The 25,829-nt window shown below is 67.7% G+C and carries 28 protein-coding genes; 20 read left to right on the forward strand and 8 right to left on the reverse strand.

Annotated elements, in window-relative coordinates:
* Positions 1-3: 3 nt before the first annotated feature.
* A complete protein-coding gene (locus F9Z44_RS08835; protein WP_159605341.1) occupies positions 4-453 on the reverse strand; it encodes a host attachment protein in 450 nt (149 codons plus the stop codon).
* Positions 454-575: 122 nt separating this feature from the next.
* Between F9Z44_RS08835 and F9Z44_RS08840 the strand changes: the two genes are divergently transcribed.
* Genes F9Z44_RS08840 through F9Z44_RS08860 form a run of 5 tightly spaced genes read left to right on the forward strand, consistent with a single transcriptional unit; the run spans position 576 to position 3,969 of the window.
* On the forward strand, positions 576-824 hold the full coding sequence (locus tag F9Z44_RS08840; protein WP_159605343.1) for a biotin/lipoyl-containing protein: 249 nt from the start codon (positions 576-578) through the stop codon (positions 822-824).
* 25 nt (positions 825-849) lie between these two features.
* Positions 850-1,344, forward strand: a complete 495-nt coding sequence (locus tag F9Z44_RS08845) for a universal stress protein (RefSeq protein WP_159605345.1) — start codon at positions 850-852, stop codon at positions 1,342-1,344.
* A 7-nt stretch (positions 1,345-1,351) separates the two neighbouring features.
* On the forward strand, positions 1,352-1,876 hold the full coding sequence (locus tag F9Z44_RS08850) for a flavodoxin family protein (protein WP_159605347.1): 525 nt from the start codon (positions 1,352-1,354) through the stop codon (positions 1,874-1,876).
* A 6-nt stretch (positions 1,877-1,882) separates the two neighbouring features.
* On the forward strand, positions 1,883-3,016 hold the full coding sequence (locus F9Z44_RS08855; protein WP_159605349.1) for a polymer-forming cytoskeletal protein: 1,134 nt from the start codon (positions 1,883-1,885) through the stop codon (positions 3,014-3,016).
* A complete protein-coding gene (locus F9Z44_RS08860; protein ID WP_159605351.1) occupies positions 3,013-3,969 on the forward strand; it encodes an alpha/beta hydrolase in 957 nt (318 codons plus the stop codon). Before F9Z44_RS08855 ends, F9Z44_RS08860 begins: the two co-directional genes overlap by 4 nt.
* On the opposite strand, the gene F9Z44_RS08865 is transcribed toward F9Z44_RS08860, so the two are convergent.
* Together F9Z44_RS08865 and F9Z44_RS08870 are read right to left on the reverse strand one after the other, a co-directional pair.
* On the reverse strand, positions 3,912-4,580 hold the full coding sequence (locus F9Z44_RS08865; RefSeq protein WP_159605353.1) for a PEP-CTERM sorting domain-containing protein: 669 nt from the start codon (positions 4,578-4,580) through the stop codon (positions 3,912-3,914). The genes F9Z44_RS08860 and F9Z44_RS08865 overlap by 58 nt on opposite strands.
* A gap of 289 nt (positions 4,581-4,869) precedes the next feature.
* Positions 4,870-5,334 carry a pyridoxamine 5'-phosphate oxidase family protein gene (locus F9Z44_RS08870; RefSeq protein ID WP_159605355.1) on the reverse strand — a complete coding sequence of 155 codons (465 nt, stop codon included), beginning with the start codon at positions 5,332-5,334 and terminating at the stop codon, positions 4,870-4,872.
* Here F9Z44_RS08870 and F9Z44_RS08875 point away from each other — a divergent pair.
* Positions 5,333-5,653, forward strand: a complete 321-nt coding sequence (locus F9Z44_RS08875; protein ID WP_159605357.1) for a hypothetical protein — start codon at positions 5,333-5,335, stop codon at positions 5,651-5,653. The two genes, F9Z44_RS08870 and F9Z44_RS08875, sit on opposite strands and share 2 nt — an antisense overlap.
* 71 nt (positions 5,654-5,724) lie before the next feature.
* Here F9Z44_RS08875 and F9Z44_RS08880 read toward each other — a convergent pair whose 3' ends face one another.
* From F9Z44_RS08880 to F9Z44_RS08890, 3 genes are read right to left on the reverse strand one after another with little or no spacing between them, the layout of a single operon-like run.
* A complete protein-coding gene (locus F9Z44_RS08880) occupies positions 5,725-6,378 on the reverse strand; it encodes a BON domain-containing protein (RefSeq protein ID WP_159605359.1) in 654 nt (217 codons plus the stop codon).
* A gap of 23 nt (positions 6,379-6,401) precedes the next feature.
* Complete coding sequence (locus tag F9Z44_RS08885; protein WP_236574300.1) at positions 6,402-7,652, reverse strand: class I SAM-dependent methyltransferase; 1,251 nt, start codon at positions 7,650-7,652, stop codon at positions 6,402-6,404.
* Positions 7,653-7,664: 12 nt separating this feature from the next.
* On the reverse strand, positions 7,665-8,522 hold the full coding sequence (locus F9Z44_RS08890) for a Crp/Fnr family transcriptional regulator (RefSeq protein ID WP_159605361.1): 858 nt from the start codon (positions 8,520-8,522) through the stop codon (positions 7,665-7,667).
* 265 nt (positions 8,523-8,787) lie between these two features.
* On the opposite strand from F9Z44_RS08890, the gene F9Z44_RS08895 reads away from it, so the two are divergent.
* From F9Z44_RS08895 to F9Z44_RS08910, 4 genes are read left to right on the forward strand one after another with little or no spacing between them, the layout of a single operon-like run.
* A complete protein-coding gene (locus F9Z44_RS08895) occupies positions 8,788-10,332 on the forward strand; it encodes a sensor histidine kinase (protein WP_159605363.1) in 1,545 nt (514 codons plus the stop codon).
* Between the two features lie 10 nt (positions 10,333-10,342).
* Positions 10,343-11,512 (forward strand): PAS domain-containing sensor histidine kinase, encoded by a 1,170-nt coding sequence (locus F9Z44_RS08900; RefSeq protein WP_159605365.1) that lies wholly within the window; start codon positions 10,343-10,345, stop codon positions 11,510-11,512.
* On the forward strand, positions 11,509-12,195 hold the full coding sequence (locus F9Z44_RS08905; RefSeq protein WP_159605367.1) for a response regulator: 687 nt from the start codon (positions 11,509-11,511) through the stop codon (positions 12,193-12,195). Before F9Z44_RS08900 ends, F9Z44_RS08905 begins: the two co-directional genes overlap by 4 nt.
* A gap of 51 nt (positions 12,196-12,246) precedes the next feature.
* The gene (locus tag F9Z44_RS08910) at positions 12,247-15,195 is read left to right on the forward strand and encodes a CheR family methyltransferase (RefSeq protein ID WP_159605369.1); all 2,949 of its coding nucleotides are present in this window, start codon (positions 12,247-12,249) and stop codon (positions 15,193-15,195) included.
* Here the strand turns inward: F9Z44_RS08910 and F9Z44_RS08915 are convergent.
* On the reverse strand, positions 15,192-15,935 hold the full coding sequence (locus F9Z44_RS08915; RefSeq protein ID WP_236574301.1) for a phosphoribosyltransferase: 744 nt from the start codon (positions 15,933-15,935) through the stop codon (positions 15,192-15,194). The genes F9Z44_RS08910 and F9Z44_RS08915 overlap by 4 nt on opposite strands.
* Positions 15,932-16,570 carry a dienelactone hydrolase family protein gene (locus tag F9Z44_RS08920; protein ID WP_201450032.1) on the reverse strand — a complete coding sequence of 213 codons (639 nt, stop codon included), beginning with the start codon at positions 16,568-16,570 and terminating at the stop codon, positions 15,932-15,934. The genes F9Z44_RS08915 and F9Z44_RS08920 overlap by 4 nt, the downstream gene beginning before the upstream one ends.
* A 331-nt stretch (positions 16,571-16,901) precedes the next feature.
* Between F9Z44_RS08920 and F9Z44_RS08925 the strand changes: the two genes are divergently transcribed.
* The 10 genes from F9Z44_RS08925 to F9Z44_RS08970 all read left to right on the forward strand — a co-directional run bounded on the left by F9Z44_RS08925 (position 16,902) and on the right by F9Z44_RS08970 (position 25,806).
* Complete coding sequence (locus F9Z44_RS08925) at positions 16,902-17,942, forward strand: ABC transporter ATP-binding protein (RefSeq protein ID WP_159605373.1); 1,041 nt, start codon at positions 16,902-16,904, stop codon at positions 17,940-17,942.
* 44 nt (positions 17,943-17,986) lie between these two features.
* The gene (locus F9Z44_RS08930; protein WP_159605375.1) at positions 17,987-19,270 is read left to right on the forward strand and encodes an ABC transporter substrate-binding protein; all 1,284 of its coding nucleotides are present in this window, start codon (positions 17,987-17,989) and stop codon (positions 19,268-19,270) included.
* 18 nt (positions 19,271-19,288) lie between these two features.
* Positions 19,289-20,203: an ABC transporter permease gene (locus tag F9Z44_RS08935; RefSeq protein WP_159605377.1), complete on the forward strand. Its 915-nt coding sequence runs from the start codon at positions 19,289-19,291 to the stop codon at positions 20,201-20,203.
* A 3-nt stretch (positions 20,204-20,206) separates the two neighbouring features.
* Positions 20,207-21,094, forward strand: coding sequence for an ABC transporter permease (locus F9Z44_RS08940; protein ID WP_159605379.1), 888 nt, complete (start codon positions 20,207-20,209; stop codon positions 21,092-21,094).
* 35 nt (positions 21,095-21,129) lie between these two features.
* Entirely contained in the window at positions 21,130-22,017 is an 888-nt protein-coding gene (locus F9Z44_RS08945) for a polysaccharide deacetylase family protein (protein ID WP_159605381.1), read from the forward strand.
* A 10-nt stretch (positions 22,018-22,027) separates the two neighbouring features.
* Positions 22,028-22,345 carry a hypothetical protein gene (locus tag F9Z44_RS08950; protein WP_238407294.1) on the forward strand — a complete coding sequence of 106 codons (318 nt, stop codon included), beginning with the start codon at positions 22,028-22,030 and terminating at the stop codon, positions 22,343-22,345.
* Entirely contained in the window at positions 22,342-23,373 is a 1,032-nt protein-coding gene (locus F9Z44_RS08955; protein ID WP_159605385.1) for a CobW family GTP-binding protein, read from the forward strand. Before F9Z44_RS08950 ends, F9Z44_RS08955 begins: the two co-directional genes overlap by 4 nt.
* On the forward strand, positions 23,370-24,110 hold the full coding sequence (locus F9Z44_RS08960; protein WP_201450033.1) for an aspartate/glutamate racemase family protein: 741 nt from the start codon (positions 23,370-23,372) through the stop codon (positions 24,108-24,110). Before F9Z44_RS08955 ends, F9Z44_RS08960 begins: the two co-directional genes overlap by 4 nt.
* 198 nt (positions 24,111-24,308) lie before the next feature.
* The gene (locus F9Z44_RS08965) at positions 24,309-25,103 is read left to right on the forward strand and encodes a transporter substrate-binding domain-containing protein (protein ID WP_159605387.1); all 795 of its coding nucleotides are present in this window, start codon (positions 24,309-24,311) and stop codon (positions 25,101-25,103) included.
* Between the two features lie 31 nt (positions 25,104-25,134).
* Positions 25,135-25,806: an amino acid ABC transporter permease gene (locus F9Z44_RS08970; RefSeq protein ID WP_159605389.1), complete on the forward strand. Its 672-nt coding sequence runs from the start codon at positions 25,135-25,137 to the stop codon at positions 25,804-25,806.
* Positions 25,807-25,829: the final 23 nt, after the last annotated feature.

Below are 25,829 nucleotides of genomic sequence, written 5' to 3' on the forward strand. Positions count from 1 at the left end.
GCGTCAGCGCGCCGGCATGCGCAGGTCGCGCAGGCGGGTCTCGATGGTGCCCACGTCCAGGCTGGTGAAGTCGGCATCGTGCGACCACTGCAACCGCGCGGCCACGGCCTGGTTCAGTGCGGCCTTGAGTTCCCCGAGGAAGGGGTTGGAAGCGGTGAGCCACAGTGCGTCGTACTCACCGTCGACCAGGCCTTCCTCCAGCCGCGCGGCCAGTTCACGGGCAAACTGGTGCAGCACCTTCTTGCGCGTGCTCGTGTGCGGCTCGAAGTGCGCCGCTGCACTGCTGTTGTCGCTGCTCTCATGACCCTGCCGGTCGCGTGCGAGCTCACTGCCCTTGAGGCGGCCTTCGGGGAAATCGATGGTCTCCAGCGGCACCAGCGGGTCGCCCACGCCGGTGCGGCTGAAGAAACGGGCGAGGGACCCGTTGGCAACCAGAATCCACTGCTTTTTCATGACGGGTCCTTTCAAGGCGAAGAAATCCAATCTAGGACCGGCGGGGGCGCGCACCGTTGAGTTCGATCAACGCCCGCGCAGGGAGCCTGGCGACAAGATGGCGTTCGAGCAGGAGAGACGACATGCACGAGGTAACGCTGGACCCCCATCTGTGGCTGACCCTGGAGGCGGGCGATCAGGCGCGCCTGGAACGCTGGCTGGTGAGCGAGGGCGATGTGGTGCACGCGGGCGAGTTGCTGGCGCAGGCCAGGCTGGTGCACCAGACGGTGGACATCGCGGCCCCCCACAGTGGCGTGCTGGAGTCCATCCAGGTGGCCGCGGGCGAGCGCCTTGCGCACGGCGCGGTGCTGGCCCGCATCATTCCCTTGTGAGGGCGAACCTGAGCGGCCATTGAGCATGCTCAAGCGCGCCGCGCGCGTGCACCCGCAGACTTGCGTGCACGGCCCGCAGGGCAAGGAGAAAGACATGTACAAGGTCCTGATCGCGGTCGATGGTTCCGCTCACGCCAATCACGCCATCGAGGCGGTGGCGAAGTTGCCGCGTGAGTCGGATGGCCTGGAGGTGGTGCTCGTGAATGTGAGCAACCCGGTGTACTACGGCGAGATTCCGGCCTCGGCGCTGCAGCAGGTGGACGAAGCCCGGCGCGGCCAGCAAGAGCGCGTGCTGGAGGACGCAGCGCAGCTGGTGCGCGCCAACGGCCTCACGGTCGGTGCCACCCATGGCACGAGCGGGCCGGTGGCCACGGAGATCGTGGGGCTGGCGCGCGAGACCGGGGCGCACCTGATCGCCCTGGGCACACGCGGCATGGGCGCCGTGGGCAGCCTGTTCCTGGGCTCGGTGGCGCTGGGCGTGGTGCACCAGTCGCATGTGCCGGTGCTGCTGGTGAAGTGAGGCCCTTGTGAAACGCATCCTCGTCGTCTATTACTCCCGCAGTGGTCACACCGAGTTCGTGGCCCGGCAGATCGCGGCGCGCTGCCACGCCGATCTCGAGCGCATCGAGGACCGCCACAGCCGCCAGGGTGTGCTGGGATACCTGCGCTCGGTGGTGGAGGCGGTCCTGGGCCTGCGCCCACCGATCGAACGCCTGCGCCGCCGCCCGGCCGACTACGACCTCGTGATCGTGGGCACGCCCGTGTGGTGCTGGAACGTGGCCAGTCCGCTGCGCACCTGGCTGCAGCGCCACCGCAGCGCGCTGACCAATGTGGCGGTGTTCTGCACCTGCGGCGGCTCCGGCCATGCCAAGGTGCTGGACGATCTGGAAGCTTTGTGTGGGCAGCGCGCGCTGGCCCGGCTGGTCATGACCGAACGGGCGGTGGGCCAATGCCAGCGCGACCCGGCGCTCCACCGGTTCATGCTTGAACTCAAGCGGGTGAGCTCGGTCTCGGTCTCGCTGCCTCCCGCGCAGGATCAGGCGACCGCCTGAAGCGACATGAGATCCGCGCTGCTCGTGCTCCTGCTTCTGTGGTGGCCCGGCGCGTTCAGCCAGCCGGTGCAGCGCAACGTGCAGGTGCTCGGCTCGTCGGTGCGGCCCGAAGCGGCGGTGAAGGGCGATTTCACGGCCATGGGTGGGCGGGTGTTGGTGGACCAGCCGGTGGCCGGTGACGCCTTGCTGTTCGGCGGCACGGTCGATGTGCGAGCCCCGGTGGGCGACGACCTGCGCACCGCCGGGGGTGACGTGGTGGTCGAAAGCTCGGTGGGGGGCGACTTCATGGCCGCCGGGGGCCAGGTCAAGCTCACCAGCGCGGCCCAGGTGGCGGGTCGCGCCGACCTCGCTGGCGGTGATGTGCTGGTGGACGGCCGGGTGGACGGTTCGCTGAGCGTGCGCGCCCGCCGGCTGGTGCTCAACGGGCCGGTGGGCGGCAGCGTGGAGGCTGCCGTCGAGCAGATCGAACTCGGGCCACAGGCGCGCTTGGGCGGTGGTCTGCGCCATGCCTCGGCCAGCTTCACGCAGGACCCGGCCGCGGTGGTCGCCGGGCCGGTCGAGCGCGTTGACCGGCTGTTCGAGCACGGCCCGGGCCGGGGCGGTCGGCACCCCATGCACGATGACGCATGGCCTGCCATGGCCGGCTGGTGGCTTCTGGTGCCCCTGTCGATGGGGCTGCTCGGTGTGCTGGCCCTGGCGGGTGTGGTGCTGTTCGCTTTCTCGCGCTTTGCCGGCGAGGCCGCGCACCAGATCGAAACCACGCCGTGGCAAGCGCTGGCTGTGGGCGCCGCTCTGCTGTTGGCCCTGCCGGTGCTGGCCCTGCTGTTGCTGTTCACGCTGCTGGGCATTCCGCTGGGCCTGGTGGTGATGGCTCTGTACCCACCGTTGCTGCTGCTGGGCTGGTTGATCGGGGCGCTGTGCGTGGCGCGCTGGCTGGCGTCCCGCGCATCGGCCGGTGAGCCCGGCACCGCGCCGGTGCCGTACGGCTGGATGGCGGTGGCCGTGATCGCGCTGCTGGTGCTGGCGGCAGTGCCGTTGCTCGGACCCTTGCTGGTGATGCTCACCGTGGCTGCCGGTCTGGGCGCCTGTGTGCTGGAGTGGCGCCGCCGGCTGGCCAGCCGACCCGCCGGACCGCCATGAGCACCGGCGACGCCACGCCCCGGGTGTTCACCATCCAGGGGCCGGGCAGCTGGCGCAGCCGCGCCCTGAACGCGGTGCTGCGCCTGGCCTCGGGCAGCACCCTGGACCCCGACGCCGACTTCGCCGCGCTGCGCGAGCACTACGAGCGCATGGACGCGCGCTGCTTTCCGCTGCACCGATCGGTGCGGCGTGAGGCGGTGGACTGCGACGGGGTGCCCGCCCACTGGGTGAGCGTGCCGCAGAGCCTGCCCGGGCGCACGCTGTTCTACCTGCATGGCGGCTCGTTTGCCTTTCGCTTTCCCCATGCCCAGACCGCGTTTGCCGCGCGGCTGTGCCGCCTGCTGCGCGCCAGCGCCCTGGTGCCCGACTACCGGCTCGCGCCCGAGCACCCGTTTCCGGCTGCGCCCGACGACTGCGAGCGCGCCTGGCGCTGGGCGCGCTCCCACGGTTGCCGGCCCGCCAACACGGTCTTCGTGGGCGACTCGGCGGGCGGCACGCTGAGCCTGGTCACGCTCAACCGCAGCCTGCGCAAGCGCGAGCCTGTGCCGGCCTGCGCCGTGCTGCTCTCGCCGGCCGTGGACTGCACCCTGGCCAGTCCCAGCATCACGGCCAACCACCGCTCGGACGCCGTGATCAGCCTGCCCCGTCTGATTGCGCTGCGCGAGGGCTACGTGCCCAGCCCGGAGCTGTACCGCCACCCCGACGTGTCACCGTTTTTTGCCGACTTCACCGGCTTTCCGCCCCTGTTCATGCAGGCCGGCAGCACCGAGCTGCTGCGCGACGAGGCCTTGCGCGTGGCCGACAAGGCACATGCAGCGGGAGTGGATGTGGAAGTGGAGCTGTGGCCCGGCGTGCCGCACGCCTTTCAGCTCGCGGCCTTCCTGCCCGAAGCGGCTCAGGCGATGGAGCGCATCTCGGCTTTTGTGGTGGCCCGCACGGGCTGGGTGCCCTGAGCCATCCGGCGCTGCGACCCGGAGCGACCCCGGCGGCGAATCCACCCCACGCCCAGGCCTGCGGCGGCGACCAGGGCCAGTGTTCCCGGCTCGGGTACCGGAGTCCAGACCACGTACGTGACCCCTTCGGCTGCAGAAAAAACCCCAGTGCGGCTCGTGCTTCCGCCCGACAACGTGTCCACAAATGCCCCGGAGCGGTTGAAAAACATATGCAACAGGAGGGAGTCGTTTTCAGCGTCGTATTCGTAGGGCGTGAAGAAACCGCATTCGAAGGTGTCAATGCAGCCGGCGGTTGCCGTGGGGTCCGTATCGAATGGCCCCGCTGCGGAGTCGATGAAGACCTGCTCAAGCAGTGCCACCGCGGCCGCATTGGCCGCATCGAAACTTTGAAAAAGGAAGTCCTCGGGACTGTCGCATCCCGAATACAAGGCGACGCAGGTTCCGTCCTCGAACCTCACGTCATACAGGCCGCCATTCACAGTCACCCCTGTGGCGCCGGTCAATTTGCCGTCGATGACGATGGGCGTGACAGTCGCCTGGGCGTGACCGATGGACAAGAAAAGCACCACCGGTGCCAGAAAAGCAAACAGGCGACGGCCAAGTGACGGCATGGAGCACTCCAGTGGTTGAAGACGAACGAGGTGGGGCCAGCCCAGTCAGAACCGCCTGCACAGCGGTGTCCGCCCAAGAGGGAGCACGGGTCGAGTGGCAGCACGGAATGTGCCAACAAGGTCAAAACGGCGAATACCGTTGTCTATCAAACACTTGTCGACTGTCAGGCGTTGCCCGTCGCGGCGCCTTGTAAAGATGTTCGACATCGCAACAGGCCGCTGTGCGCGTCATGGGTAATGCGATAGGGCTACATGGCGCTGAAAAGTCGAAACAGCCCCTCCTGGCTCATCACACCGGGCAGACCACCAGATCCGTGTGCCCGAAACCCTGGGTGTAGTCGAGCACCGAGATGACCACCGGCGTCACGCGGAAGATGCGGACGTCGTCCGGCGTCGGCATCTTGAAGGGCAGCGGCCGAGATTGCGCTTGCGGGTACTTCAGCGGCATCAGCCGCAGGACTTCCTCGGCTTCCGCGCGGTCATGGACCGCCCGGGCGCGCGCGGCCATGGACAGGCCCGTGATCGCCATCAGCTCCGGCGTGTCATGGTCGATGGTGAGCGAGAGCCGATCATCCTGCGCCAGGTTCTTCGCCTTCTGGCTGTCCTTCCCGCAGAGGAAATACAGCGTCAGGTCTATGTTCACGTAGCCCACCGTCGTGGCCTGGGGCCAGCCATCGGGGCGCAGCGTGGCCACCGTCATGATCCGGTGCTGGTCCAGCAGCCGCAGGATCTGTTGTCGGATCTGGATGTCCATGGCGGCATGGCTCCGGTTGTGTTCAAGGGGCGGGCCAGCCCACGGTCTGGGCCAGGGCAATGCGCTGGTGGGGCCGCAGGCCGAGGTCTCGCGCGAGCTGGCGGCGGTCGACCAGGCCTCGCACCACGGTGGCCAGTCCAACGCCAGCGCAGTACAGTCAGACGTTCTGTGCGATGCAGCCCGCATCGGCGCCGGCAAGGAAATGGCGCTCGTCGTCCGTGGCCCCGGTCATGCGGTCGAAGTTCGCGACATAGACCAGGTTGAGCGGCGCCTCGCCCACGAAATCCTGCGCGCTGGCGCAGTGCTTCGACCAGCGTGAGCTGCGGCGCCACCATGGGCGCGGGCAGCACGAACAGGTCGGACTGCAGATCGAGTGCGATCTGGCCCATGTCAGCCTGTCACCCGCAACTCGTTGTAGACCGTGGTGATGCCGGGTGCCGAGAAAGCCGCGCCCTGTGCCGCGTTGCGCTCCGCCCACGAATGCACCTGGCCACGCAGCGTGGCGGTGCTGCCGGTGATCGTCACCTCGATGCCTTTTGCTTCGCGCTCGGCCTGGCGGCCCAGGGCCTGCTCGATGCGTTCGGTGATGTTCGAGGGTGTGGAGGTGGTCTTGAGCGTGATGCTGTTGGTGATGCCGGCCACGCCCATGATGGGGCGCACGGTCTGTTCGGCCACGCGGCGCTGGTAGTCCCAGTTGACCTCGCCGGTGAGTGTGACCCAGCCCTGTTCGACCTTCACCTGGATGCGATCGCTCGGGATCAGGGTGTGCCAGGAGAACGCCCCCTCGATGGCCTGCGCGATGTCGGAGTCGCTGCGCACATGGCCCTTGGCCAGCTTGACGTCGATCTCTTCGGCGATCGCCCGCACGCCGGCCACACGCCGCACGGCGCGCTCCGCCACGTACTTCTCGGCGAAGGTCTCCAGGTGGCCGGTGAGCGTGACCACGCCGTCCTTCACCGCCACCCCGATGTGCGCCGCGTCCACCGCGGGTTCCCACTCCAGCTCGGCCTCGACGTCTTTCTTGAGTTGTGCATCGGTTTTCATGGCATGTGTCTCCTTGGTGTGATTCAGGCGTGTTCCGCCGCGTACATGTGACGCCGGTTGAAGGGGTACACCGACTGCGCGCCACGCAGCGGCGTGTCGCTCACCTGCCCGGTGGGGCGGGATGCCAGCAACTGGTGCAGCGAGATCCAGCCGCGCTCGAACGCCACGGCGCAGCCCGCGAGGTAGAGCCGGTAGGCGCGCACCGTGGCCTCGCTGGTGAGCTCGCGCGCGCGCTCCAGCTGGCTCTCCAGCGCGGTTGACCAGGCCCACAGCGTGCGGGCGTAGTGCGGTCGCAGGTTCTCGGCGTCCAGCAGCTCCAGGCCGCTGGTGCTCAGGCTGCGCGCCACGCGCGAGACATGCACCAGTTCGCCGCCCGGAAAGATGTGCCGGTCAATGAAGTCGCCCATGCCGGCGCCGAGCTGGTGGTTGTCGACCCCGCCGGCGGTGATGCCGTGGTTGAGCAGCAGGCCGCCGGGCTTGAGCAGGCCCTGCAACCGCGCGAAATAGCCGTCGAGCTGGGCGCTGCCGACGTGCTCGAACATGCCAACGGAGGCGATGCGGTCGAAGCGTGCGGTCGGTGGCAGGTCGCGGTAGTCGAGCAGGCGCATGGTCACCCGGTCGCGCAGGCCTTTCTCGTCGATCAGGCGGTTCACGTGCGCGTGCTGGTCGTGCGAGAGCGTGATGCCCATGGCGTGCACGCCGTGGTGTTCGGCGGCCCACAGCAGCAAGCCGCCCCAGCCCGCACCGATGTCGAGGAACAGCTGACCCGGCTCCAGCTGCAGCTTGCGGCAGATGAGCTCCAGCTTGGCTTCCTGCGCCTGGGCCAGCGTCATGTCGGGGCGCTCGAAGTAGGCACACGAGTACACCCGCATCGGATCGAGCCACAGCGCGAAGAAGTCGTCGCACAGGTCGTAGTGGAAGCGCACCTGCTCGGCGTCCTTGTGCTGGCGGTGCAGCCAGCGCGATCGCAGGTGTTGCAGCAGCTGGTTGCCCAGCCCGGCGTGGCCCTGCGCCACCGGATCGCCCACGAGTTCGGCAGCGATCTCCATCACCTCGCGCAGGTCGCCCTCGATCTCCAGGTCGCCGCGCACGTAGGCGTCGGCCAGGGTACCGATCTGGCCACTGGCCAGCCACCTGAGCTGCTGGGCATCGTTGACTTTCAGGCGCACCGGCGCGTCGTGCGCGCCCGCGTGGCCGCCGGGCCACTGCAGTGCGAGTGGGCGCGAGAGTTGCCCGATGCGCGATTCGATCAGGGAGGGCATGGTGAGCTGCATGGGGGTGTCTCCTCAGGCAGCCAGCGGGCGCAGGCCCATGGGAGCGCAGCCACTGGCGCGCTGGGTGGTCTGACGGCGCCCACCCGGGTGACCAACGTCGTCCAGCGACCTGCGGGTGCTGCGCGAGTACGCCCGCAGCCCGTCCATGTCGAGGATTTCCACGTCGCGGTCGCTCACATGGATGAGGCAGGCCATCGCCAGTGCGGTGAAGGAGCGGCTCACGGTCTCGTGCGCTACGCCCAGCATGCTGGCGATGTCGCGCCGGCCCATGCGCAGGTGAAAGCGCCGGGGCGACTGGCCGCTGGCGGCCATCTGGCGCGAGAGCTGCAACAGGAAGCGAGCCAGCCGCACCTCGGCCGCCACGGCCGCCATCACATCCACCAGCTCGTTGGTGCGGGTGAGCGCTCGGCTGCCGGCGCGTTGCAGTTCGCGCTCGAACGCCGGCACGGCGCGGCTGAAGGCGGGCAGGTCGGCCTTGTGGATCACGTAGACGGTGGAGTCCTCCAGCGCGCTGGCGGCGGTGGGGTGGTGGTCCATGCACAGCGCGTCAAAGGCCAGCACCTCGCGGCGCCCGGCAAAGGCCAGCACCTGTTCGTAGCCGTCTTCGTCGGTGCGGAAAATCTTGAAGGTGCCGGTGCACACGAAGAAGAGCGCGTCGGTCGGCGCACCCATGTGGACCAGCTGCGCGCCAGCCGGCACCCGGCGCAGGCTCACCGGCATCCGGCTGGCGGTGGGTTCCACGTCCGATGCGCTCAAGGCGTCGCTGCCCAGCATGCGCAGCAGGTCGGTCAGGGTGCTTCGCCCGACCAGCGCGCAGGGGCTGATTTCGGGCGACGTGGCGCAGACCGGGGTGTTGATCGGTGTGTTCAAGGGCGGCTCCTCGGGCTTGTGGGGTGGTTCGGGGTTGCTGGATCAAGAATGCGCCGGTGGCCGGCGGCGCACCATCGGAATCCGGCGCGACCTGCGCTCGGACTGGAGCGGCCCGCGATGTGACCGATTCCCACAAGGCGTTCGGAATAGTCCTACCCCGGTGCCGGACCTTGATGTGCATCAAGCGGGGCCGGCAGCGGGGACTGGTTGATCCGGCAAAACCTTTCTAAGATGCCCCCACCGGTATTTGATCGAGCCCGTTGCCATGCCCTCCAACGCCTTGCCCTTTGTTCCTCCCTCCGTCGAGGTGTTGGCGGAGCAACGGCTGGCGCATGCGGCGCTGGAAGCGGTGATCACGGTGGACCACGAGCAGCGCATCGTCATGATCAACCCCGCGGGGCTGAGCATGTTCGGCCTGAGCAGCGAGCAGGCGCTGGGCATGGCGCTGGAGCGGCTCATTCCTGATCGGCTGCGCACCTCGCACGGGCGCCATGTCCGCAAGTTTTGCGACTCCGGCCAGATCGAACGCCCGATGGGGCAGCGTGGCCGGGTGCTGGGGCTGCGCGCCAACGGCGAAGAGTTCCCGATGGAGGCGGCCATCTTCAAGAGCGAGGTGGTGCAGCCCTCGGGCACCCAGACCTACTACACCGCACTGCTGCGCGACCTCAGCGAGTTGAGCCGGATGAGCTCGATCATCGACCAGCTCAACCAGCGCCTGCGCTCTGTCTTCGAGCGCGCGCCCGTGGCCATCTGGATCACCGAGCGCGAGCAGGTTGTGTTCGCCAACCGCGCCTGTGCCCAGCTGGTGGGGCTGGGACAGCCCGAGCAGCTGGTCGGCCGCTCGATCTTTGAACTGCTCTCGCCCACCTCGCACGAACCGGTGCGCAGCAAGCTGCAGGACATCGAGCGGGACGAAGGGGTCGCGGTGGTGGTGGGCTCCATCCAGCGCACCGACGGTACCGTGCGCGAAGTCGAGCTGGTGGTGGCCACACTGCCCGACCACGAGCGCTCCTTCGTGCAGATGGTCATCAACGACATCACCCAGCGTTCGCGCGAGAAGAAGGACCTGCTGCGCTCGCGCCGCACCTTGCGCGAACTTTCGGCCAGCATGGTGGAGGCGCGCGAAGAGGAGCGCCGGCGCATTGCCCGCGAACTGCACGACGAACTGGGCCAGCGGCTCACCGCGCTCAAGCTGGAAATGGCGGCCTGGCAGCGCGACCACCCGGACATGGCGGGGGGCGAGCGCGCACAGCTCATGCTGGACATGCTGGACGACACGGTGGCGTCGGCCCGGCGCATTGCCATGGACCTGCGCCCCCTGATGCTGGACGACCTGGGCTTGCCCGAGGCCATCGACTGGTTGGTGAAGGAGTTCAGGCGCCGCACGGGCATTGAAGTCGACACCCGGCTGGGCGACGGGCTGGGCGGGCTTGCGCCCAACCTGGCGACCACGCTCTACCGCATCGTGCAGGAGGCGTTGACCAACATCACACGCCACGCGCGGGCTACCCGGGTCTCGCTGGCGCTGGAGAGCCGAGAGCAGGAACTGCGGCTGACCATCCAGGACAACGGCGTGGGTTTCGCCAAGGGCAGTCGCTCGCGCAACCCCGGCTCTTTCGGCCTGCTGGGCATCCGGGAGCGGGTGCTGATGCTGGGTGGGCGCCTCGCGGTGAGCAACGCGCCCGAGGGTGGCGCCCGGCTGGTGGTGCATGTGCCCTTGGCCCAACCCATGGCCCAGGTGCTCGACGACAATGACAAAGAGGCGGTGGAGCCGCTGTTTGAAGATTCCACGCGAGGCAGTCTTGACTAAAGAGCACACCATGAGCAACGAACCCCTGCCATCCGCCGCCAGCCACGACGCTCTGACACACGAACTGCGCGTGCACCAGATCGAGCTGGAGCAGCAGAACGAGGAGTTGCAGCGCGCGCAATCCGACCTGGCGGCGGCGCACGACCGCTACCGCGACCTCTACGACTTCGCCCCGGTGGGCTACTGCACGCTGGACGCCCAGGGTTGCATCGTCAAGATCAACCTCACGGGTGCCGGCCTGCTGGGGCAGCCGCGCGCGGCGCTGCAGGGCAAGCCACTGGCGCGCTTCGTGAGCCAGAACGACGCCGATCGCTGGCACCTCTACCTGCGCTGGGCCCTGGGCCGCGAAACACCGCAGCGCATCGACCTCACGATGAACTTCGCCGACGGCACGCTGCAGTGGTTCGCCGCGATCAACAGCGTTCGCGTGCTCGTGGATGACGGCATGCCCACCTTGCGCGTGTCGATCACCGACGTGACCGACCGCATGCGCTCGGAGGTGGAGCGGCGCATTGCAGCCATCGATGCCGACGCCCGGGAGTCGGAGCGCCGGCGCCTGGCGCTGGAATTGCATGAAGACCTGGGCCAGCGCCTGAGCGCTCTGAAGATGCACCTGGCCGAGCTGCCCGACGGGCCAGGGCATCCGATGGCTGCGCACAAAGCCGCCCTGCAGGGTGAGATCGACCAGGCGGTGTCGCTGGTGCGGCGCATCACCAGCGACTTGCGCCCTCCCATGCTGGACGACCTTGGGCTCGGGCCGGCCATGGAGTGGCTGGCCAAGGACATGGCGCGCCGGCTCAACATGAAGCTGACCCTGTCCCTGGACAACGACCACCCACCGCTGGGTCGTGCGCTCTCGCTGGCGCTGTACCGCTTTTTCCAGGAGGCGCTGTCTTACCTGCTGCACGAGACCAACGCCACCGACCTCGTGATCGAGGTGCGCCGTCCGCTGGGCCAATTCGTGCTGTCCATGCGCGCACGCGGCACCGACCTGAAGGCACCCTGGCGGCTGGACACCCGCTCCGAGCCCTCGCTCATCCTGGAGCACCGCGCCCGCCTGCTGGGCGGGCGGCTCAGCTTTGACACCACGCCCGACGGCGCGGGCTGGATCGGCCTGAAACTGACCCAGAACCTGGGCCTGAACGAAACCCCGGTGGACCACTCGGGCCGGCCGTCATGAACAGCCCACACGCCACGCCGCTGCTCAGGCTGCTGCTGGTGGACGACCACACCGTGGTGCGCGAGGGCCTCAAGCGCTTGCTCGATCCGCAGGGCAACCAGTGGTCCATCACCGAGGCGGGCACCGGTTTCCAGGCGCTCGAATGCCTGCGCCGCGAGCGCTTCGACCTCGTCATTGCCGATCTTTCGCTGCCCGGCATGAGCGGGCTCGATCTCATCCACCGCATCAAGGACGGTTTTCCCGGCGTGGCCGTGCTGGTGCTGACCATGCACAGCGAGGAACAGTACGCGCTGCGCGCGTTTCAGGCCTGCGCCAGTGGCTACGTCACCAAGGACACCGCCTGCGACGAGCTGGTCTCGGCCGTGCGCAAGGTGGCCTCGGGCGGGGTCTTCGTCACCTCGGTGCTGGCCGAGCGGGTGGTGCAGCAGCTCAATGGCCGCCGCCAGGCCAGCGACCTCAGTGCCTTGTCCAACCGCGAGCTGGACATCATGCAGCGCATCGTGGCCGGCGAGCGCATGGTCGACATCGCCGAGGCCCTGCACCTGTCCATCAAGACGGTCAGCACACACAAGACACGCATCCTGGAGAAACTCCATCTCGACAGCACGGCCGCCCTGATCCGGTTTGGTCTGGAGCACCAGTTCGACAAGGCCGACCTGGGTGCCATGCCCCACCCCGATTGAGCGCTGCAGCGCCAGGCCCGGGGTGACAATACCGGGCATCGAGGAGTGGACATGGTCACGAAAAAACAGCAAGCATCGCCCGGCAGCAGCGCTGCCAGCAGCCAGCCGGCCACACCGGCTGCGGACGCGGGATGGCCGGTGGTGGCACTGGGCGCATCGGCCGGGGGCCTGGAGGCCTTCGAGCAATTCCTGCGCGCCATGCCGGTGGACAGTGGCATGGGCTTCGTGCTGGTGCAGCACCTGGACCCGACCCACCCGAGCATCCTGGCCGAGATCCTGCAGCGCAGCACCACCATGGTGGTGGTGGAAGCCACCGACGGCATGGTGGTCGAGCGCAACCGTGTGCATGTGATCCCGCCCAACCGCGACATGGCGATCGCGCGCGGCGTGCTGGGCCTGAGCCTGCCGAGCGAGCCGCGCGGCCGTCACCTGCCCATCGACAGCTTTTTCCGCGCCCTGGCGGCCGACCGCGCCGAAGCCGCGGTCGGCATCATCCTCTCGGGCACCGGCACCGACGGCACCCTGGGCATCCGGGCCATTCATGGCGCGGGCGGCCTGGGGCTGGTGCAGGAGCCGTCCACCGCACGCTTTGACGGCATGCCCGCCAGCGCGCTGAAGTCGGGCTTTGCCACCCAGGCGCTGGCCGTGGAGGCCATGCCGGCGCTGCTGCTGGCGCATGCCCGGCAACTGGGTTCGCGACCGGCCGGCGGTGACGGCAGCGAGGCCTCGAAACGGCTGGCGGGCGTGCTCATGCAGTTGCGCCTGGGCACGGGCCACGACTTCTCGCAGTACAAGAAGAGCACCCTGGGCCGGCGCATCGAGCGGCGCATGACGCAGCAGGGCATTGACGACATCGCCACCTACGAACGTTTCCTCAAGGAACACCCGCCCGAGGTGCAGACGCTGTTTCGCGAACTGCTGATCAACGTCACCAGCTTCTTCCGCGACCCGGCGGTGTTCGACACACTCAAGCGCGAGGTGCTGCCCGCGCTGCTGGCGCACCGCGCCGAAAGCGAGTCCCTGCGCGTGTGGGTGGCCGGCTGCGCCACCGGAGAAGAGGCCTACTCAGTGGCCATGGTGCTGCGCGAGCTGGCCGACGAACAGCAGCGCGACTGGTCGGTGCTGATCTACGGCACCGACATCGACGCCGATGCCATCACCGTGGCCCGCGCCGGCCTGTACCCGCCCAACATCGCGCAGGACGTGACCCCCGAGCGGCTGCGCCGCTTCTTCGTGAAGGAAGAGGGGGGCTACCGTGTGCGCAAGGAAATCCGCGAGATGGTGGTGTTCGCGGTGCAGAGCGTCATCAAGGACCCACCCTTCACACGGCTCGACCTGCTGACCTGCCGCAACCTGCTGATCTACCTGGAGCCCGAGCTGCAGGAGCGGCTGGTGCCCATCTTTCACTATGCGCTGCGTGCCGGTGGTGTGCTGTGCCTGTCGCCGTCCGAGAGCATTGGCAGCCACGGCGAGCTGTTCGAGACGCTGGACCGACGGCTCAACATCTACCGCGCCCGGCCCACCGTGGCCTCGCGGCGCGCGGTGATCAGCAGCCGCTTGTCGTGGGCCACCGACGGGCAGGGCACGGCACTGCCGGCGGTGGTGACCAAACCACGCGAAACGGCCGCGGCCGACCTGGCTCGGCGCACGCTGCTGCAGGCCTTTGCGCCGGCTTCGGTGCTCACCGACCTGCAGGGCGACATCCTGTTCGTGCATGGCGAGACCGGGCGCTTCTTGCGCCTGGCACCGGGCCAGCCCACGCACAACGTGGTGGACATGGCCACCGAAGGGCTGCAGATCGACGTGCGCGATGCCTTGCAGAAAGCGGCGGCCGGTGGGCTGAGCAGCTTCAGCCGCGAGGTTGCGCTCAAGGTTGATGGCGAGATCCGCAGGGTGAACCTGAGCGTGCGCGCGCTCGCCGGCCCCGAGCCCAGCCGCAACCTGCTGCTGTTCAGCTTTCAGGAGCAGGACGCGGCGCAGACCCGCAGCCCGGCGCGCCGGCGCAAGTCCGGTGCCACGACCGAGGCGCAGCGGGTGCAGGCGCTGGAGCACGAGCTCACGCTCAGCAAGCAGACGCTGGGCGCGATGGTCGAGGAGCAGCAGATTTCCAATGAGGAGCTGCAATCGACCAATGAAGAACTGCAGTCGACCAACGAGGAACTGCAGTCCACCAACGAAGAACTGGAAACCTCCAAGGAAGAGTTGCAATCCGTCAATGAGGAGCTGGTCACGGTCAACTCGGAGTTGCAGACCAAGGTGGAGCAACTCACCGGCATGCAGGACGACATGAAGAACCTGCTCGACAACATCAGCGTGGGCTCGATCTTTCTGGACCGCCGCCTGCTGATCCGCCGCTTCACGCGCGACGCCTCGGCGGTGTACCGCCTGGTGCCCTCCGATGTGGGGCGTTCGCTGGCCGATATTCGCTGCGAACTGCAGGACGTGGACCTGTTGACCGATGCCCAGGCTGTGCTGGACTCGCTCGCGCCGGTGGAGCGCGAGGTGCGCACGGCCGGCAACACCTGGTACCTCGCGCGCATCAAGCCTTACCGCACGCTGGACAACGTGATCGACGGCGTGGTGCTGACCTTCAACGACGTGACCGAGCGGGTGCTGGCCCTGGCCATGCGCCAGGCGCGCGACCTGGCCGAGGCGGTGGTGGACACGGCTTATGAACCGCTCGTGGTGCTCGACGAACAACTGCGGGTGCTCACCGCCAACCGGGCCTTTCTCGCGCTCTTTGGGGGTCAGGCTGAAGACACCTTGGGCCGCGGCTTTTTTGCGATTGCCAGCGGGCAGTGGGACTTTGCCGCGATGCACGAGCTGCTCGACAGCCCGGCGCCGGTCCAGCGTCCGGGTGAAGACCGCGTGGTCAGCCACGAATTCGCCGGCATCGGCGTGCAGCGCTTGCGCGTGCGCACACGCCGCGTGGCCGGCAAGAGCGGCATCACCGGCCTGGTGCTGGTGAGCTTTGCAGTGGAGCCGAACGCGGCGTCCTAGGGCCGCAAGGCGGCATCGGCCGCGTCCAGCGCCGCGCACACCTCGTCGTCGCCGAGCTGGTGAAAGTCGAGGTAGTGCAGGCCGATGGCGCGAAACGGCCGGGGCTCCTGCAGGCACACCACCTCGTCCACCTCGTCGCTCAGGGCCACCACCGTCTGGTGCGGCGCCACCGGCACCGCCACGATCAGGCGCGCGGGGTGGCGGCGGCGCAGCGCCTGCAGGGCTGCGCGCATGGTGGTGCCGGTGGCGATGCCGTCGTCCACCACGATCACGGTGGCGCCTTGCACCGGCTGCTGTGCCCGGCCCTGCAGGTAGACACGGCGGCGGCGCGCGATCTCCTCGATGGCGGCTGGCAGCGCGGCCTGGATGTAGGCCTCGTCCACGCCGGGCAGGTCGGCGGTCTCGTCGGTCATCACCACGTCGGGTGGTGTGCCCTCGACCACCGCCGCCACCGCAAGCTCGGGCTGGAAGGGCGCGCCGATCTTGCGCACCAGCAGCAGGTCCAGCGGCGCGCCCAGCGAGCGGGCGATCTCGGCGGCCACCGGCACGCCGCCGCGCGGCAGGGCCAGCACCACCAGCGGAGGCGTGAGCTTCATGCCGAGCAATTCATCGGCCAGCGCCTGGCCGGCCTGGGTGCGGTTGGCAAACGGCTTGCTCGCCAGCTTCAGGCCGTGCAGCAGGGCCATGCTGTCCTGGAACACGCTCGGGTGGCCAACCCCCGCGTGATGGGGCCGACTCATGCGCGCCTCCCTTTGCCCAGGTGTTCCTGAAACCAGCTGCAGGCGAAGGCGGCCACGCTGCCCAGTGCGCCGGGTTCCTGGAACAGGTGGCTCGCGCCGGGCACCACCTCCAGCCGTTTGTGCGCGCGCAGCTGGCGCAAGGCGTGGCGGTTGAGTTCGAGCACTTCGGTGTCCAGCCCGCCCACGATCAGCAGCGTGGGCGCCTGCACTTTGGGCAGGCTGGCCATGGCCAGGTCGGGGCGCCCGCCACGCGAAACCAGGGCGGCCACGCGGTCGGGCCGGGTGGCCGCGGCCACCAGCGCGGCGGCCGCGCCCGTGCTGGCGCCAAACAGGCCCAGGCGCAGATGGGTCAGGTCGGGGTGGTGCTCCGTCCAGTGAATGGCCTCGACCACGCGCCGCGCGAGCAGATCGATGTCGAACACCAGGCGGCGGTCACGGGCCTCTTCCTCGGTGAGCAGGTCAAACAGCAGCGTGGCCATGTTCACGCGCTGCAGTGCGCGGGCGACCCACTGGTTGCGCGGGCTCAGCCGCCCGCTGCCGCTGCCGTGCGCAAACAGGACCAGCCCCAGCGCCTGGGCCGGGATCACCAGATCGCCTGGCAGCGCCAGTGAGCCGAGTTGTACCGGCTCCGTCATGAGCACAGTCGACATCCGGGTGCCTAGCCCCGGACGTTTCCGGGAATGCGGTTGAAACACCCGTGCGTCGGGCCCTCAGCCTCGAACCCTTCGCACGGGACAAGCCATTGTTGGCGGCCGGCTGGCCAACCGATTGAGCCTGCGCAACGCGGTGGATTTTTCGGCCCTGGCCCCGGCAGTGAAACAAATGGATCAGTGGGCCAGACAAGGGAATATTCATTCCATTCTGGTGCGGACAGGGCGTGCCCGCACTGCTTTGGTGAGCCGGTGGGGAGGGCGGCCCGCGGTAGCCGCACGAAAGGTATGGCATGGTCTTTGCACTGTGGAAGGCATGACGGATTCCGCGACTCCTTCCAGCCCCGCGATCGAACTGGTCGCGCTCACCAAGCGCTACGGCACCGGCACCCCGGCGGTGGACAGCATCAACCTGCGCATCGAGCGCGGCAGCTACTGCTGCCTGCTCGGGCCCTCGGGGTGCGGCAAGAGCACCACGCTGCGCATGATCGCGGGCCACGAGTCGGCCACCAGTGGCGACATCCTGCTGGAGAACCGCAACATCACCGATCTGCCCGCGGCCAGCCGCGGCACGGCCATGATGTTTCAGAGCTTCGCGCTGTTTCCCCACCTCAGTGCACTGGACAACGTGGCCTTCAGCCTGAAGATGAAGGGCGTGGACAAGGCGCAGCGCCATGCCCGCGCGGCCGAGCTGCTGGAGCGCGTGGCCATGGGGCACCTCGCGCAGCGCAAGCCGGCAGAGCTCTCGGGCGGGCAGCAACAGCGCGTGGCGCTGGCGCGCGCCCTCATCACCCAGCCGCGCGTGTTGCTGCTCGACGAGCCGCTCTCCGCGCTCGACCCTTTCCTGCGCATCCAGATGCGTGCCGAGCTGCGCCGCTGGCAAAAAGAGCTGGGCCTGACCTTCATCCATGTGACGCATTCGCAGGAGGAAGCCATGGCCCTGGCCGACACCATGGTGGTGATGAACCACGGCCTGATCGAACAGGTGGGTTCGCCCCACACCGTCTACAACCGCCCGGTCAGCGAATTCGTCGCCCGTTTCATGGGCGGCCACAACGTGCTGGAGACGCCCGACGGCAAGGTCGGTGTGCGCACCGACCAGATCGCGGTGTTGCCCCTGGCGCAAGCCGGCAGCGAGAGCGCGACCAACCGCCGCGCCGTGATCACCGATGTGGAGTACCAGGGCACCTACGTGCTGCTGGGTCTGCAAAACGCCGGTGCCGCCATCTCCGCCAGCACCACCGCCGAGATCTCGGTGATGGTCTCCGAGGCCGCCTTTGCTGCCCAGCCTTTTGCGCTGGGCGACGAGGTGCAGCTGGCCTGGGCCGCGGACGCCGCGCACGCGCTGGCCGCCTGATTCCTTTTTTCCGTTTCCACCCACCCCTGCTCAAGGAGCTCACCATGTCAGACCAACCTCAAAACGACGCCGATTCGCCAAGCGGTCACGTCCAGCGCCGCTCGCTGCTCAAGGGCACGGCCGGCATCCTGGCCGCGGGCATGTTCCCGGCGGTGCATGCGCAAGAGAAGATCGTGTTGCGTTACCTGGGCACCGCGGTGAACCAGGACAAGGCGATTGCCGAAAAATTCAAGGCCGACACCGGCATCGAGATCCAGTACGTGGCCGTGACCACCGACGATGTGACCAAGCGCGCCGTGACCGCGCCCAACAGCTTCGACCTGCTGGACTCCGAATACTTCTCGCTCAAGAAGATCGTGCCCACCGGCAACCTCAAGGGCATCGACACCAAGAAGATCAAGAACGCCGACAAGATCACCACGCTGTTCACCAAGGGTGAAGTCGGCGGCAAGAAGGTGGGCGACCAGGGCACCGCGCCCAAGAAGGTGATGTACCTCGAAGGCGAGAAATCCAAGAAGTTCGCGACCTCGCCCACGCAGTTCATGAGCCTGATTCCCACGGTCTACAACGCCGACACGCTGGGCATCCGCCCCGATCTGATCAAGCGCCCGATCACCAGCTGGGCCGAGTTGCTCAACCCCGAGTTCAAGGGCAAGGCCTCCATCCTCAACATTCCCTCCATCGGCATCATGGACGCGGCCATGGTGGTCGAGGCGATGGGCATCTACAAGTACCCCGACAAGGGCAACATGACCAAGAAGGAGATCGACCTCACGATCAAGACCTTGATCGAAGCCAAGAAGGCCGGCCAGTTCCGCAGCCTGTGGAAAGACTTCAACGAGTCGGTCAACCTCATGGCCTCGGGCGAGGTGGTGATCCAGTCGATGTGGTCGCCGGCCGTCACCGCCGTGCGCTCCAAGGGCATCGCCTGCACCTTCCAGCCACTGAAGGAGGGATACCGCGCCTGGGCCGCCGGCTTCGGCCTGCCCACCACGCTCTCGGGCCGCAAGCTCGACGGCGCCTACGAATTCATCAACTGGTTCCTCGACGGCTGGGCCGGCGCTTACCTCAACCGCCAGGGCTACTACAGCGCCGTGCTGGAAACCGCCAAGGCCAAGATGGAGCCCTACGAGTGGGCCTACTGGATGGAGGGCAAGCCCGCCGAGAAAGACATCAAGAGCCCCAACGGCGACCTGCTGCACAAGGCCGGCGGCATCCGCGACGGTGGCTCTTACGAGCAGCGCATGGGGGGCATCGCCTGCTGGAACGCGCTGATGGACGAGAACACCTACATGGTCCAGAAATGGAACGAGTTTGTCGCGGCCTGAACCCGAGCTGACGCACCCATGAGTTCACCCGCCGTCTCCGCGCACGCACCCACCACCGGCAGTCCGGGCCAGGCCCTGGCCGCGTGGTGGCAGGCGCTGCCCTTGACGGCGGTGTTCGTGCTGTTTTTCCTGGTGCCGCTCTTGCTCATCGGCATGGTGAGCTTCTGGGACTTCAACGAGTACGAGTTGCTGCCTGCCTTCACGGTCAAGAACTACGTCTCGATCTTCGAGGGTTGCGGCAACACGGCGGAGATGTGCACCACCCTCAAGACCTACCTGTCCACCTTCAAGTTCAGCCTGCTGGTCTGGCTGATCACGCTGGTGGTGGGGTTTGCGGTCTCGTATTTCCTCGCGTTTCACGTGCGATCGAGCACCGTGCAGACGCTGCTCTTCGTGCTCTGCACCATCCCGTTCTGGACGTCCAACGTGATCCGCATGATCTCGTGGGTGCCGCTGCTGGGACGCAACGGCCTGGTGAACCAGACGCTGCTGGAACTGGGTGTGGTGAAGCAGCCGGTGGAGTGGTTGCTGTTTTCCGATTTTTCCGTGGTGCTGGCCTTCGTGCACCTCTACACCATGTTCATGATCGTGCCCATCTTCAACTCGATGATGCGCATCGACCGCAGCCTGCTGGAGGCCGCCAGCGACAGCGGTGCCTCCGCCTGGCAGACGCTGTGGAACGTGATCGTTCCGCTCTCGCGCACCGGCATCATCGTCGGCTCGATCTTCGTCATCACCATCGTCATGGGGGACTTCGTCACCATCGGCGTCATGGGCGGACAACAGATCGCCTCGGTGGGCAAGATCATCCAGGTGCAGACCTCGTACCTGCAGTTCCCGCTGGCCGCGGCCAACGCGGTGATCCTGCTGGCGCTGGTGCTCATGATCATCTGGGCGCTCACGCGGCTGGTCGATGTGCGCAAGGAGCTCTGAGCCATGAACCACGACAAGCGCCCCGCCAGCTTCTGGTTCCTGGCCCTGTTTTTTGCGGCCTTCGTGGCCTTTCTCTACGGCCCCATGCTGGTGATCGTGGTGCTCAGTTTCCAGGGCCCCGAAGGGGGGCTCACATTCCCGATCCGTGGCCTTTCGCTGCACTGGTTCCGCCAGCTCGCCGAAGGCCTGGGCGTGGTGGACATCGGTGCGGCGCTCAGGCGATCGCTCGGTCTGGGGCTGGCGGTGATGGTGTTCACCGTGGTGTTCTCGGTGCTCGCGGGTCTCGCGTTTCGCAAGAAGCTCTGGGGCGGCAACGCGCTGTTCTTCGTGGTGGTGGCCAGCCTGATCATGCCGTCCATCATCGTGTCGCTGGGCATCGGCCTGGAGTTCCGCCTGCTCGACACCGGCCTGAAATGGGTGTTCGAGGCGCTGGGCATGACCAGCATGCAGGAGACCTTCAACACCACGCTGGGCCTCTACACCTCGGCCCTGGGCGCGCACCTCACCTGGACGCTGCCGTTCGGCCTGCTGATCATGTTTGCCATCTTCAACCGCTTCAATCCGGCATACGAGGAGGCCGCGCGCGATCTGGGCGCCACGCCGTGGCAGGGCTTTCGCCACGTGGTGCTGCCGCTCATCGCACCTTCGGTGGTGGGCATCGCCATGTTCGGCTTCACGCTGAGCTGGGACGAGATCGCGCGCACCTCGCAGGCCATCGGCGATGTGAACACCCTGCCGCTGGAGCTGCAGGGCCTCACCACCACCGTGACCACGCCTGCCATCTACGCGCTGGGCACGGTGACCACCGTGGTCTCGCTGGTGGTCATGGCCGCCGCGCTGGCGCTCGCGTCTTTCTTCAGCCGGTTGCAGAAACAGGGCAAGCGCCCCTGAGCCTGCGGCCAGTCAACCGCTTTCTGGAGGTACCCATGGCAAAAGAGATCCTGTGTGGTTTTGGTGTGGACGTGGACGCCGTGGCCGGCTGGATCGGCTCCTACGGTGGCGAGGACTCGCCCGACGACATTTCGCGCGGCATGTTTTCCGGCGAGGTGGGTTCGCCGCGCCTGCTCCAGCTGTTCGAGCGCTTCGGCATCAAGACCACCTGGTTCATCCCCGGTCATTCCATCGAGACTTTCCCGAAGCAGATGCAGGCGGTGGCCGACGCCGGCCACGAGATCGGCATCCACGGCTACACACACGAGAACCCGATTGCCATGACACCGGCGCAGGAAGAGGAGGTGCTCGACAAGTGCATAGCCCTCGTCACGCAGCTCTCGGGCAAGCGGCCCACGGGCTATGTGGCGCCGTGGTGGGAGTTCTCGCGCGTGAGCAACGAGCTGCTGCTGAAGAAGGGCATCAAGTACGACCACTCGCTGATGCACAACGACTTCCACCCGTACTACGTGCGCGTGGGCGACCAGTGGACCAACATCAACTACGCCAACAAGCCCGAGACCTGGATGAAGCCGCTGGTGCGCGGCGTGGAGACCGACCTGATCGAGATCCCCGCCAACTGGTACCTCGACGACCTGCCACCCATGATGTTCATCAAGAAGGCGCCCAACAGCCACGGCTTCGTGAACCCGCGCCACCTGGAAGAAATGTGGCGCGACCAGTTCGACTGGGTCTACCGCGAGCACGACTACGCGGTGTTCCCCATCACCATCCATCCCGACGTGGCGGGCCGCCCGCAGGTGCTGCTGATGCTGGAGCGCCTGTTCGCCCACATGAGCCGCCACCCGGGTGTGCGCTTCGTGACCATGGACGAGATGGCTGATGACTTCGCGCGGCGCAGCCCGCGCCTGGTCTCGACCTGACAGCGCCGCCATGTGTGGCCTGTGCGGCGCCCTGGGGGGACCGGCCCACTGGACCGAAGGGGCCGGGCGGCTGGACGCCACCCAGACCCGGCGTGCCGAGCGCCAGCACCAGGTGCGCGTGTGCAACGCGCTGCTGCACACCCAGCGCCTGCGCCTGGACGACTGGCACGGCACGGCCCTGGTGCTGAGCAGTGCCACCGGCAAGCGCGAGGTGCTGGGCAGCCTGCCCGAGGTGTGGGCCAGGGCGCAGGCGATATCGGGTGCGGCCATCGACCCGCTGGAGCCGGCGCTGTGGGTGCAACTGGCCGCGCGCGAAGGCACCGCATGAGCGAGCCCATTCCCGTGCACCTGCTCACCGGCTTTCTGGGCTCGGGCAAGACCACGCTGCTCAACCACATGCTCAGGAGCCCTGAATACGCCGACTGCGCGGTGCTGGTCAACGAGTTCGGCGACGTGGCGGTGGACCACCACCTGATCGAAGCCGTGCCGGGCGACGTGGTGCTGCTGCCCTCGGGTTGCATCTGCTGCACCGTGCGCGGTGACCTGGCCGAGGCCATCCGGTCGCTGCACGCGCGGCGCGATGCCGGCACCGTGCCCGCGTTCACGCGCATGGTGATCGAGACCACCGGCCTGGCCGACCCCACGCCTGTGCTGTCCACGCTCATGCACGAACGCGTGATCCGCCACCATTTCCGCGTGGGCACCGTCATCACCACGGTGGACGCGGTCAACGCCGCCACCACCTTGCAGCGCTTCCCCGAGGCGCTCAAGCAGATCGCGGTGGCCGACCGCATCGTGGTCACCAAGACCGACCTGGCCGCGCCTGAAGCGGTGCAGGCCCTGCGGGCCCGTCTCGCCGGCATGAATGGCCTGGCGCTGCTGCTGGAGTCGGCTGGAGCACCGCCAGCGGCTGCGTGGCTGCTGGGTGAGGAGGGCGGGGCAGGGCCCTCGCACCGGGCGCCCGAACGCGCACCGCTGGGCACCCACCGGTCACTGGTGCGCGAAGCCGGTGCACACGCCAGCGGTGTGGCCTCATTCAGCCTGGACCTGGACGGGCCCATGGACTGGACCGTGTTCGGTGTCTGGCTCAGCCTGCTGCTGCATGCCCATGGCGACCGCGTGCTGCGCGTGAAGGGGCTGCTCGATGTGGCGGGCACCGAGCGACCGGTGGTTGTGCATGGCGTGCAGCACCTCATCCACCCGCCCACGCACCTGGCGGCCTGGCCGGCGGGGGAGCGGCGCTCGCGGCTGGTCTTCATCACCCAGGGCCTGGCGCCCGACCTCATCCGGCGTTCGCTCTCGGCCTTCCTGGCGGCGCTCTCGCCACGCACGGCGCGGGAGGCGATGAACGCATGACACCGCAGCTGCTGGTGATCAACCCCAACACCACGACCTCGGTGACCGATCTGCTCGCGCGCCACCTGGGTGGCGTGCTGTCGCCCGCCGTGCAAGTGCGCGCGGTCACGGCGCGTTTCGGCCCGCCCTACATTTCCGACGAGGCCGGTTGCGCCGTGGCCAGCCACGGCGTGCTCGACGCCTGGCTGCACGCGCTGCACACCAGCGACACCGCACCCCACGCGGTGCTCATCGGCTGCTTCGGCGACCCGGGGCTGCTGGCGCTGCGCGAGAGCAGCCCGGTGCCCGTGAGCGGGCTGGCCGAAGCGGCCTTCGCCGAGGCCACCCGGCTGGGCCCGTTTGCGGTGGTCACCGGCGGCGAGCGCTGGGGGCCGATGCTGCAGCGGCTGGCCCACACGCTGGGGGTGGGCGATGCGCTCGCGGGCGTGCACACCGTGGCTCCCACCGGCGCGCAGCTGGCGGCCGACCCCGCCGGCGCGCGCGCCCTGCTGGCGCAAGCCTGTCGCGATGCCCACCGCCTCTGGGGCGTGCAGTCGGTCATCGTGGGCGGCGCGGGCCTGGCCGGCATGGCCGCGCAGTTGCAGCCCGAGGTGAACGTGCCCCTCATCGACAGCGTATCGGCCGCGGGCCACTGGGCGCAGCGACAGCTCGGCACCACCACCTGCATCGCGCCGCACCCCAGCCCCGAGCTGCTCGCACAGCTGCACCGAGCCACGCCGTTTTCGCGGCCAGCGTGAGCACCCCATTCGAGTGCGTGCCCAGGCCCGAATGCGGGCATGGCGCACCACAATGGAACGAATATTTCACTAAGGAAAATATTGATTTATTCGTTTCATTTTGCTATCGTGTGGCAGCCGCAAAAACGCGCACCGATCACCGTTGATGCCGCGGTACGGCGGCCCAGTCCACCTCATCCCAACCCGGAGTTACTCACCATGAAACTGAAATCACTGGCCGCAAGGCTTGCGTTCACCTTCGCTGCGGCCGCCGCTGCCGCCACGCCCGCCTGGGCGGCCGACTGGGTGGTCGGTGCCAACATCGGCAATGTGCCGTGGGAGTTCCAGGACGCTTCGGGCAAGTTCGTCGGCTTCGAGATCGACCTCGTCAACGAAGTGGCCAAGCGCGCGGGCAAGACCGTTCAAATCGAGAACATCCCGTTCAACGGCCTGTTCCCAGCCGTGCAGTCCAACCGCATCCAGATTGCGATCTCCTCCATCACGATCACGCCCAAGCGCCTGGAGTCGCTGGCCTTCGCCCAGCCCTACTACGACAGCGATCAGTCGCTCGCCGTGCTGAAAACCGCCAAGATCGACAAGCTCGAAGACCTGGGCGGCAAGACGGTTGGTGTGGACACCGCGTCCACCGGCGACATCTACGCCACCGAGAACACCGCCAAGCTCAAGATCGCCAAGATCAGCCGCTACGAAGGCCTGGCCCCCGCCATGCTCGACCTGGCCTCGGGCCGTATCGACGGCTACATCAGCGACATTCCGGCGGTGGAGTACTACATCAAGGACAAACCGCAATACCGCATCGCCGCGCGCATCCCCACCGCCGAGCGCTATTCGTTCATGTTTGCCAAGACCTTCCCCGATGCCGCCAAGGTCAACGACATCCTGACCACGCTCAAGAAGGAAGGCTTCATCTCGGCCACCCACAAGAAGTGGTTCGGCACGACGCCACCCGATACCTCGTCCACCGTCAAGGTGATGGACGTTCCCAAGCTCTGATACCCCTGTCTGAGACCGCAGCCCCGACCCCATGGACCTGATCGCCACCTTCTTCAACTGGCCCGTTTTCCGGGATGCCCTGCCGCAACTGCTGGAGGGCCTGGGGGTCACGGTGATGCTGGGGGTGGTCAGCATCGTGGCGGGGCTGGTGTCCGGCCTGTTCATGGCGCTGCTGCGCCTGTACGGGCCGGCGCCGCTGCGGATGCTGGCGCGCATCTACATCGATGTGTTCCGCTCCATCCCGCTGCTGGTTCTGCTGGTGCTGGTGTACTACGCACTCCCGTTTGTGGGGGTGCGCTTCACCTCGTTCACCGCCGCTGCGCTGGCCATCTCCATGGTGTCGTGTGCCTACACGGCCGAAATTTTCCGGGCTGGCATCGAGGCCATTCCCAAGGGTCAGTTCGAAGCGGCCGACGCGATCGGCCTGAGCTTCTTCAGCAGCATGCGCGACGTGATCCTGCCGCAGGCGTTTCGCATCGTCGTGCCGCCGCTCACCAGCAACTGCATCAACGTGCTGAAAGACACCGCGCTGGCCTCGGTGGTGGCCATGCCCGATCTGCTCAAGCAGGCCACGCAGGCCCAGGCGCTCGCCGCCAACCCCACGCCGCTCATTGGCGCGGCCGTGCTCTATCTCATCCTGCTGCTGCCGCTGGTGCGGCTGGTCGGCTATTTCGAAACCCGGCACCGCGCCAGCCTGCGCTGATGCCACGCCTCTTTGCACACACC

This window comes from Hydrogenophaga sp. PBL-H3, from assembly GCF_010104355.1.
Lineage (GTDB): Bacteria > Pseudomonadota > Gammaproteobacteria > Burkholderiales > Burkholderiaceae_C > Hydrogenophaga.

Coding starts and splice junctions, on each gene's coding strand:
- F9Z44_RS08835 (WP_159605341.1), bottom strand. CDS start 453: ATGAAAAAGCAGTGGATTCTGGTTGCCAACGGGTCCCTCGCCCGTTTC.
- F9Z44_RS08840 (WP_159605343.1), top strand. CDS start 576: ATGCACGAGGTAACGCTGGACCCCCATCTGTGGCTGACCCTGGAGGCG.
- F9Z44_RS08845 (WP_159605345.1), top strand. CDS start 850: ATGCTCAAGCGCGCCGCGCGCGTGCACCCGCAGACTTGCGTGCACGGC.
- F9Z44_RS08855 (WP_159605349.1), top strand. CDS start 1,883: ATGAGATCCGCGCTGCTCGTGCTCCTGCTTCTGTGGTGGCCCGGCGCG.
- F9Z44_RS08860 (WP_159605351.1), top strand. CDS start 3,013: ATGAGCACCGGCGACGCCACGCCCCGGGTGTTCACCATCCAGGGGCCG.
- F9Z44_RS08865 (WP_159605353.1), bottom strand. CDS start 4,580: ATGCCGTCACTTGGCCGTCGCCTGTTTGCTTTTCTGGCACCGGTGGTG.
- F9Z44_RS08875 (WP_159605357.1), top strand. CDS start 5,333: ATGGCGGCATGGCTCCGGTTGTGTTCAAGGGGCGGGCCAGCCCACGGT.
- F9Z44_RS08870 (WP_159605355.1), bottom strand. CDS start 5,334: ATGGACATCCAGATCCGACAACAGATCCTGCGGCTGCTGGACCAGCAC.
- F9Z44_RS08880 (WP_159605359.1), bottom strand. CDS start 6,378: ATGAAAACCGATGCACAACTCAAGAAAGACGTCGAGGCCGAGCTGGAG.
- F9Z44_RS08885 (WP_236574300.1), bottom strand. CDS start 7,652: ATGCAGCTCACCATGCCCTCCCTGATCGAATCGCGCATCGGGCAACTC.
- F9Z44_RS08895 (WP_159605363.1), top strand. CDS start 8,788: ATGCCCTCCAACGCCTTGCCCTTTGTTCCTCCCTCCGTCGAGGTGTTG.
- F9Z44_RS08900 (WP_159605365.1), top strand. CDS start 10,343: ATGAGCAACGAACCCCTGCCATCCGCCGCCAGCCACGACGCTCTGACA.
- F9Z44_RS08905 (WP_159605367.1), top strand. CDS start 11,509: ATGAACAGCCCACACGCCACGCCGCTGCTCAGGCTGCTGCTGGTGGAC.
- F9Z44_RS08910 (WP_159605369.1), top strand. CDS start 12,247: ATGGTCACGAAAAAACAGCAAGCATCGCCCGGCAGCAGCGCTGCCAGC.
- F9Z44_RS08915 (WP_236574301.1), bottom strand. CDS start 15,935: ATGAGTCGGCCCCATCACGCGGGGGTTGGCCACCCGAGCGTGTTCCAG.
- F9Z44_RS08920 (WP_201450032.1), bottom strand. CDS start 16,570: ATGACGGAGCCGGTACAACTCGGCTCACTGGCGCTGCCAGGCGATCTG.
- F9Z44_RS08925 (WP_159605373.1), top strand. CDS start 16,902: ATGACGGATTCCGCGACTCCTTCCAGCCCCGCGATCGAACTGGTCGCG.
- F9Z44_RS08930 (WP_159605375.1), top strand. CDS start 17,987: ATGTCAGACCAACCTCAAAACGACGCCGATTCGCCAAGCGGTCACGTC.
- F9Z44_RS08935 (WP_159605377.1), top strand. CDS start 19,289: ATGAGTTCACCCGCCGTCTCCGCGCACGCACCCACCACCGGCAGTCCG.
- F9Z44_RS08940 (WP_159605379.1), top strand. CDS start 20,207: ATGAACCACGACAAGCGCCCCGCCAGCTTCTGGTTCCTGGCCCTGTTT.
- F9Z44_RS08945 (WP_159605381.1), top strand. CDS start 21,130: ATGGCAAAAGAGATCCTGTGTGGTTTTGGTGTGGACGTGGACGCCGTG.
- F9Z44_RS08950 (WP_238407294.1), top strand. CDS start 22,028: ATGTGTGGCCTGTGCGGCGCCCTGGGGGGACCGGCCCACTGGACCGAA.
- F9Z44_RS08955 (WP_159605385.1), top strand. CDS start 22,342: ATGAGCGAGCCCATTCCCGTGCACCTGCTCACCGGCTTTCTGGGCTCG.
- F9Z44_RS08960 (WP_201450033.1), top strand. CDS start 23,370: ATGACACCGCAGCTGCTGGTGATCAACCCCAACACCACGACCTCGGTG.
- F9Z44_RS08965 (WP_159605387.1), top strand. CDS start 24,309: ATGAAACTGAAATCACTGGCCGCAAGGCTTGCGTTCACCTTCGCTGCG.
- F9Z44_RS08970 (WP_159605389.1), top strand. CDS start 25,135: ATGGACCTGATCGCCACCTTCTTCAACTGGCCCGTTTTCCGGGATGCC.